The 6484-nt window shown below is 41.3% G+C and carries 6 protein-coding genes and 1 pseudogene; 5 read left to right on the top strand and 2 right to left on the bottom strand.

Features of this window, described 5'->3' with window-relative positions; genetic code table 11:
* Window positions 1-31 precede the first annotated feature (31 nt).
* Both HT719_RS11775 and HT719_RS10255 read right to left on the bottom strand, forming a co-directional pair.
* Window positions 32-247: a hypothetical protein gene (locus HT719_RS11775; protein WP_240156574.1), complete on the bottom strand. Its 216-nt coding sequence runs from the start codon at window positions 245-247 to the stop codon at window positions 32-34.
* Window positions 244-686 (bottom strand): annotated as a pseudogene (locus HT719_RS10255) (DUF6556 family protein). Before HT719_RS10255 ends, HT719_RS11775 begins: the two are co-directional and overlap by 4 nt.
* 139 nt (window positions 687-825) lie before the next feature.
* On the opposite strand from HT719_RS10255, the gene HT719_RS10250 reads away from it, so the two are divergent.
* The 5 genes from HT719_RS10250 to HT719_RS10230 all read left to right on the top strand — a co-directional run bounded on the left by HT719_RS10250 (window position 826) and on the right by HT719_RS10230 (window position 6093).
* Complete coding sequence (locus HT719_RS10250; RefSeq protein ID WP_172929127.1) at window positions 826-1968, top strand: cysteine desulfurase family protein; 1143 nt, start codon at window positions 826-828, stop codon at window positions 1966-1968.
* A gap of 8 nt (window positions 1969-1976) precedes the next feature.
* Window positions 1977-3191, top strand: a complete 1215-nt coding sequence (gene thiI / locus HT719_RS10245; RefSeq protein ID WP_172929126.1) for a tRNA uracil 4-sulfurtransferase ThiI — start codon at window positions 1977-1979, stop codon at window positions 3189-3191.
* Between the two features lie 136 nt (window positions 3192-3327).
* Window positions 3328-4152, top strand: a complete 825-nt coding sequence (locus HT719_RS10240; protein ID WP_172929125.1) for an alpha/beta hydrolase — start codon at window positions 3328-3330, stop codon at window positions 4150-4152.
* 21 nt (window positions 4153-4173) lie between these two features.
* The gene (locus HT719_RS10235) at window positions 4174-4914 is read left to right on the top strand and encodes an esterase family protein (RefSeq protein ID WP_054388260.1); all 741 of its coding nucleotides are present in this window, start codon (window positions 4174-4176) and stop codon (window positions 4912-4914) included.
* Window positions 4915-4926: 12 nt separating this feature from the next.
* Complete coding sequence (locus HT719_RS10230; protein WP_172929123.1) at window positions 4927-6093, top strand: ATP-grasp domain-containing protein; 1167 nt, start codon at window positions 4927-4929, stop codon at window positions 6091-6093.
* Window positions 6094-6484 lie beyond the last annotated feature (391 nt).

The following is a 6484-nucleotide window of genomic DNA, read 5'->3' as shown; positions in this document are numbered from 1 at the left end:
CAATTCAATTTCATACTCTTCAAAAATCTCTTCAAACCGCATTAGCTTCGCCTTGCCGTATGTATATGATACTGACTTCGTCAGTTCTATCTGCAACCTCAAAACAGTGTTTTGAGCTGACTTCGTCAGTTTTATCTACAACCTCAAAACAGTGTTTTGAGCTGACTTCGTCAGTCTTATCTACAACCTCAAAACAGTGTTTTGAGCAGCCTACGGCTAGCTTCCTAGTTTGTTCTTTGATTTTCATTGAGTATTATTTTCTGAAGTTGGAGTATTGGGCTGTTTTTCATTTTCAGTGGCAGGTTTACTTGTAGCAGGTGTAGTAGAGTCCTGAGTTGCTGTTTTCTGATCTTCTTTTTTCTCTTCCTTGACGCTAGATTTTGGCGTTTCCTCTTGTTGTGTTTTTTCTTGACTAGTATTATTTCTTGACTAGTATTATTTTCCTTATTGGGACTAGTATTTTCCTTAGGGGATTCCTTTTGAATTTCTTTGACAATGGTTGTCGTCGGTGTTGTCGTAGGTTCTTTTTTGGTATTTTTATTATTATCCAAGGCATTCATAATCGTGATAGTCGCAGTAATCAAGCCGAGGATACTACCGATAGTAGTAATGGTTTTTTGAAAAACAGTAAAGCCTTTTTTGATATGTTCTGTTTTCGGTTTTGAAGTTCTACGATAGTTAGACATACATTCTCTCCTTTGATTAAAATTTATTATACCGCATTTCTTTAAAAAAAATCTTAAAAAAAGAGGAAGTGCCCTTTCTTGTCGCAGGCTCCGTTTCATGATACAATAGAAGGAGTGATTTTAGAAAGCGTGAGAAAACATGATTTACTTTGATAATTCGGCGACGACCAAGCCCTATCCTGAAGCCCTTGAAACCTATATGCAGGTCGCTTCAAAAATTTTAGGAAATCCATCTAGTCTCCATCGTTTGGGGGACCAGGCAACACGAATCTTAGACGCTTCTCGCCAACAGATTGCAGATTTAATCGGTAAGAAAAGCGATGAAATCTTCTTTACTTCTGGTGGGACAGAAGGGGATAACTGGGTCATCAAGGGTGTGGCCTTTGAAAAAGCCCAGTTTGGCAAGCACATCATTGTTTCAGCCATTGAACATCCAGCAGTCAAAGAATCAGCACTTTGGTTGAAAAATCAAGGTTTTGAAGTGGATTTTGCTCCAGTAGATGAGAAAGGATTTGTGGATGTTGAGGCTCTAGGAGCTTTGATAAGACCTGATACGACCCTCATCTCTATCATGGCAGTAAACAATGAAATTGGCTCTGTTCAGCCCATTGAGGCTATTTCAAAACTATTGGCAGACAAGCCAACTATTACTTACCACGTTGATGCGGTTCAGGCACTTGCTAAGATTCCAACTGAAAAATATCTGACAGAACGAGTGGATTTCGCGACTTTCTCTGGTCACAAGTTCCACGGAGTTCGTGGTGTTGGTTTTGTCTATATCAAGTCTGGTAAGAAAATTACGCCACTGTTGACTGGTGGAGGTCAGGAGCGTGATTACCGTTCGACAACTGAAAATGTGGCAGGGATTGCAGCGACAGCCAAGGCTCTCCGTTTATCTATGGAAAAGCTAGATACCTTTAGGAGCAAGACTGGGCAGATGAAGGCAGTGATTCGTCAAGCCCTTCTGGACTATCCAGATATTTTTGTCTTTTCAGATGAGGAAGACTTTGCCCCTCATATCCTGACTTTTGGAATCAAGGGTGTTCGTGGTGAAGTCATCGTTCACGCTTTTGAAGACTATGATATTTTCATCTCAACGACCTCTGCTTGTTCGTCCAAGGCTGGGAAACCTGCAGGAACTCTGATTGCCATGGGAGTAGATAAAGATAAGGCCCAGTCAGCTGTGCGTCTTAGCCTAGACCTTGAAAATGATATGAGTCAGGTCGAGCAGTTTTTGACCAAGCTAAAATTAATTTACAACCAAACTAGAAAAGTAAGATAGGAGCATTTATGCAGTATTCAGAAATTATGATTCGCTACGGTGAGCTGTCAACCAAAGGCAAAAACCGTATGCGTTTCATCAATAAACTTCGCAATAATATTTCAGACGTTTTGTCTATCTATCCCCAAGTTAAGGTAAGGGCAGATCGTGACCGTGCCCATGCTTACCTCAATGGAGCTGATTACACAGCAGTAGCAGAATCACTCAAGCAAGTCTTCGGGATTCAAAATTTTTCTCCAGTATATAAGGTTGAAAAATCTGTAGAAGTTCTGAAGTCTTCTGTGCAAGAGATTATGCAGGACATCTACAAGGAAGGCATGACCTTTAAGATTTCTAGCAAGCGTAGCGACCACAACTTTGAACTCGACAGTCGTGAACTCAACCAAACGCTTGGAGGAGCTATTTTTGAAGCCATTCCAAATGTGCAAGCTCAAATGAAAAGTCCTGACATCAATCTCCAAGTGGAGATTCGAGAAGAGGCAGCCTACCTTTCTTATGAAACTATTCGTGGGGCTGGTGGTTTGCCAGTTGGAACTTCAGGTAAGGGCATGCTCATGCTGTCAGGAGGGATTGATTCACCTGTAGCTGGTTATCTAGCTTTGAAACGTGGGGTGGATATTGAGGCTGTTCACTTTGCTAGTCCACCATATACTAGTCCCGGTGCCCTTAAAAAAGCCCAAGATTTGACTCGTAAATTGACCAAGTTTGGAGGCAATATCCAGTTTATCGAAGTACCTTTCACAGAGATTCAAGAGGAAATCAAAGCCAAAGTGCCAGAAGCCTACCTTATGACCTTGACGCGTCGTTTTATGATGCGTATTACTGACCGTATTCGTGAGGTACGAAATGGTTTGGTTATCATCAATGGGGAAAGTCTAGGTCAAGTAGCCAGCCAAACCCTTGAAAGTATGCAGGCTATCAATGCTGTTACCAACACTCCCATCATTCGTCCAGTTGTGACCATGGACAAGTTGGAAATCATTGATATTGCACAAGAAATTGATACCTTTGACATTTCAATCCAACCGTTTGAGGACTGCTGTACGATTTTTGCACCTGACCGTCCAAAAACAAATCCTAAGATTAAGAATGCGGAGCAGTACGAAGCGCGTATGGATGTTGAAGGCTTGGTTGAGCGAGCAGTGGCAGGGATTATGATTACTGAGATTACACCTCAAGCTGAAAAAGATGAAGTCGATGACTTGATTGATAATCTGCTCTAATCAGAAAATCCAAAAGAATTTAGAAAATTAAATGAAAAAGTTAGTTTTTAATTCCAAAAATGGAAGCAAAACTAACTTTTTTTCTATAATTGTGATATAATAAAATAAAATTTTGAATATAGAGAGTTTTCTGACAATGAATCATTCCTACTTTTATCTAAAAATGAAAGAACACAAGCTCAAGGTTCCTTATACAGGTAAGGAGCGCCGTGTGCGTGTTCTTCTGCCTAAAGATTATGAGAAAGACACGAATCGTTCCTATCCTGTTGTATACTTTCATGACGGGCAAAATGTTTTTTATAGTAAAGAGTCTTTCATTGGACATTCATGGAAGATTATCCCAGCCATCAAACGAAATCCGGATATCAGTCGCATGATTGTCGTTGCTATTGACAATGATGGTATGGGGCGGATGAATGAGTATGCGGCTTGGAAGTTCCAAGAATCTCCTATTCCAGGCCAGCAGTTTGGCGGTAAGGGTGTGGAGTATGCCGAGTTTGTCATGGAGGTGGTCAAGCCTTTTATCGATGAAACTTATCGTACAAAAGCAGACCGCCAGCATACAGCCATGATTGGTTCCTCATTAGGAGGGAATATTACCCAGTTTATCGGTTTGGAATACCAAGACCAAATTGGTTGTCTAGGTGTCTTTTCATCTGCCAACTGGCTCCACCAAGAAGCCTTTAACCGCTATATCGAGCGTCAGAAACTATCGCCTAACCAGCGCATCTTCATCTATGTAGGAACAGAAGAAGCGGATGATACAGACAAGACCTTGATGGCTGGCAATATCAAACAAGCCTATATCGACTCGTCGCTTCGCTATTACCATGATTTGATAGCAGGGGGAGTACATCTGGATAATCTTGTGCTGAAAGTTCAGTCTGGTGCCATTCATAGTGAAATCCCTTGGTCAGAAAATCTACCAGATTGTCTGAGATTTTTTGCAGAAAAATGGTAAGTTAAGAAAGGAAAAAACGAAATGCATATTGAATATCTTAGCCACTGGAGTGGTCATCTTAACCGTGAAATGTACCTTAACCGTTATGGACATGCTGGGATTCCAGTTGTGGTCTTTGCTTCATCAGGTGGTAGTCACAACGAATACTATGATTTTGGCATGATTGATGCCTGTGCCTCTTTTATCGAGGAAGGCCGTGTCCAGTTCTTTACCCTATCTAGTGTGGATGGTGAGAGCTGGTTGGCTACTTGGAAAAATGCTCATGACCAAGCGGAAATGCACCGTGCCTACGAACGTTATGTGATTGAGGAGGCCATTCCTTTTATCAAGCACAAGACAGGTTGGTTTGATGGTATGATGACGACAGGTTGCTCTATGGGAGCCTATCATGCACTCAATTTCTTCCTCCAGCATCCAGATGTCTTTACCAAAGTGATTGCTCTCAGTGGTGTTTACGATGCACGTTTCTTTGTCGGCGATTATTACAATGACGATGCTATTTACCAAAACTCGCCAGTAGATTATATCTGGAACCAGAACGACGGCTGGTTTATTGACCGTTACCGTCAGGCAGAGATTGTGTTGTGTACGGGTCTTGGTGCCTGGGAACAAGATGGTCTACCATCTTTCTACAAGCTCAAAGAATCCTTTGACCAGAAACAAATTCCAGCCTGGTTTGCTGAATGGGGACACGATGTCGCCCACGACTGGGAATGGTGGCGCAAACAAATGCCTTATTTCCTCGGGAATCTCTATTTATAAAAGGAGTTACCTATGAATTACCTTGTTATTTCTCCCTACTATCCACAAAATTTTCAACAGTTTACCATTGAACTAGCTAATAAAGGCATCACAGTCTTGGGAATTGGCCAAGAACCATACGAGCAATTGGACGAACCTTTACGCAATAGCCTGACCGAGTATTTCCGTGTAGATAACCTTGAGAACATAGACGAAGTCAAACGTGCAGTTGCTTTTCTCTTTTATAAACATGGTCCAATTGACCGCATCGAGTCTCACAATGAATACTGGCTTGAGCTAGACGCAACACTCAGAGAACAATTCAATGTTTTTGGTGCCAAACCAGAGGATCTCAAAAAGACGAAATATAAGTCTGAAATGAAGAAACTTTTCAAAAAAGCAGGTGTTCCTGTGGTACCTGGAGCTGTTATCAAGACGGAAGCAGATGTTGATCAAGCAGTGAAAGAAATCGGTCTTCCAATGATTGCCAAACCTGATAATGGAGTGGGAGCAGCCGCAACCTTTAAACTTGAGACAGAAGACGATATCAATCACTTCAAGCAAGAATGGGACCATTCAACCCTTTATTTCTTTGAAAAATTTGTCACTTCCAGCGAAATCTGTACCTTTGACGGGCTCGTGGACAAGGATGGAAAGATTGTTTTCTCAACAACCTTTGACTACGCCTATACACCGCTTGATCTCATGATTTATAAGATGGACAATTCCTACTATGTGCTCAAGGATATGGTTCCCAAACTACGCAAGTATGGGGAAGCGATTGTTAAGGAATTTGGTATGAAAGAACGTTTCTTCCATATCGAGTTTTTCCGTGAAGGGGATGATTATATCGCCATTGAGTACAATAACCGCCCTGCAGGTGGTTTCACTATTGATGTTTATAACTTTGCTCATTCCTTGGACCTCTACCGAGGCTATGCGGCGATTGTAGCAGGAGAAGAGTTCCCAGCGTCAGAATTTGAACCGCAGTATTGTTTGGCTACTTCTCGCCGTGCAAATGCTCACTATGTTTATTCTGAGGAGGACTTGCTTGCCAAATACAGTCAGCAGTTCAAGGTTAAAAAAATCATGCCAGCGGCCTTTGCGGAACTTCAAGGAGATTACCTGTATATGTTGACAACTCCTAGCCGACAAGAAATGGAGCAGATGATTAAGGACTTTGGTCAGCGTCAGGCTTAAGAGACTATCGGATTAAGGAAATTCACTCCCTTAATCCTTTTGTTTTGTCTGATAAAAAATAAGAGCATCCTAACAAGGTAGCTATCATAAAACTTGTTCGATAACTATTTGAAGCAGGATTAGGTGGTCAGAAATTGAATTTTAATATTTCAATTGAGTCATAGTATTATGTTTTTGTATCCTTAAATCAGCTAAAAGGATTCATGACGACACCTATATGATATAGTTTTCAAGATACCAAACAAGTCTATTAATACTCAATGAAAATCAAAGAGCAAACTAGGAAGCTAGCCGCAGGTTGCTCAAAATACTGTTTTGAGGTTGTAGATAAGACTGACGAAGTCAGCTCAAAACATGGTTTTGAGGTTGTGGATAGAACTGACAGAGTCAG

The organism is Streptococcus sp. k-378 (assembly GCF_013277505.1).
Lineage (GTDB): Bacteria > Bacillota > Bacilli > Lactobacillales > Streptococcaceae > Streptococcus > Streptococcus pseudopneumoniae.
This window is presented reverse-complemented; position numbering and strand designations above follow the sequence as displayed.

Excerpts from the sequence above, each read along its gene's own strand:
- HT719_RS10230 (WP_172929123.1), top strand. The coding sequence starts at position 4,927 with ATGAATTACCTTGTTATTTCTCCCTACTATCCACAAAATTTTCAACAG.
- HT719_RS10240 (WP_172929125.1), top strand. The coding sequence starts at position 3,328 with ATGAATCATTCCTACTTTTATCTAAAAATGAAAGAACACAAGCTCAAG.
- HT719_RS10235 (WP_054388260.1), top strand. The coding sequence starts at position 4,174 with ATGCATATTGAATATCTTAGCCACTGGAGTGGTCATCTTAACCGTGAA.
- thiI (WP_172929126.1), top strand. The coding sequence starts at position 1,977 with ATGCAGTATTCAGAAATTATGATTCGCTACGGTGAGCTGTCAACCAAA.
- HT719_RS11775 (WP_240156574.1), bottom strand. The coding sequence starts at position 247 with ATGAAAATCAAAGAACAAACTAGGAAGCTAGCCGTAGGCTGCTCAAAA.
- HT719_RS10250 (WP_172929127.1), top strand. The coding sequence starts at position 826 with ATGATTTACTTTGATAATTCGGCGACGACCAAGCCCTATCCTGAAGCC.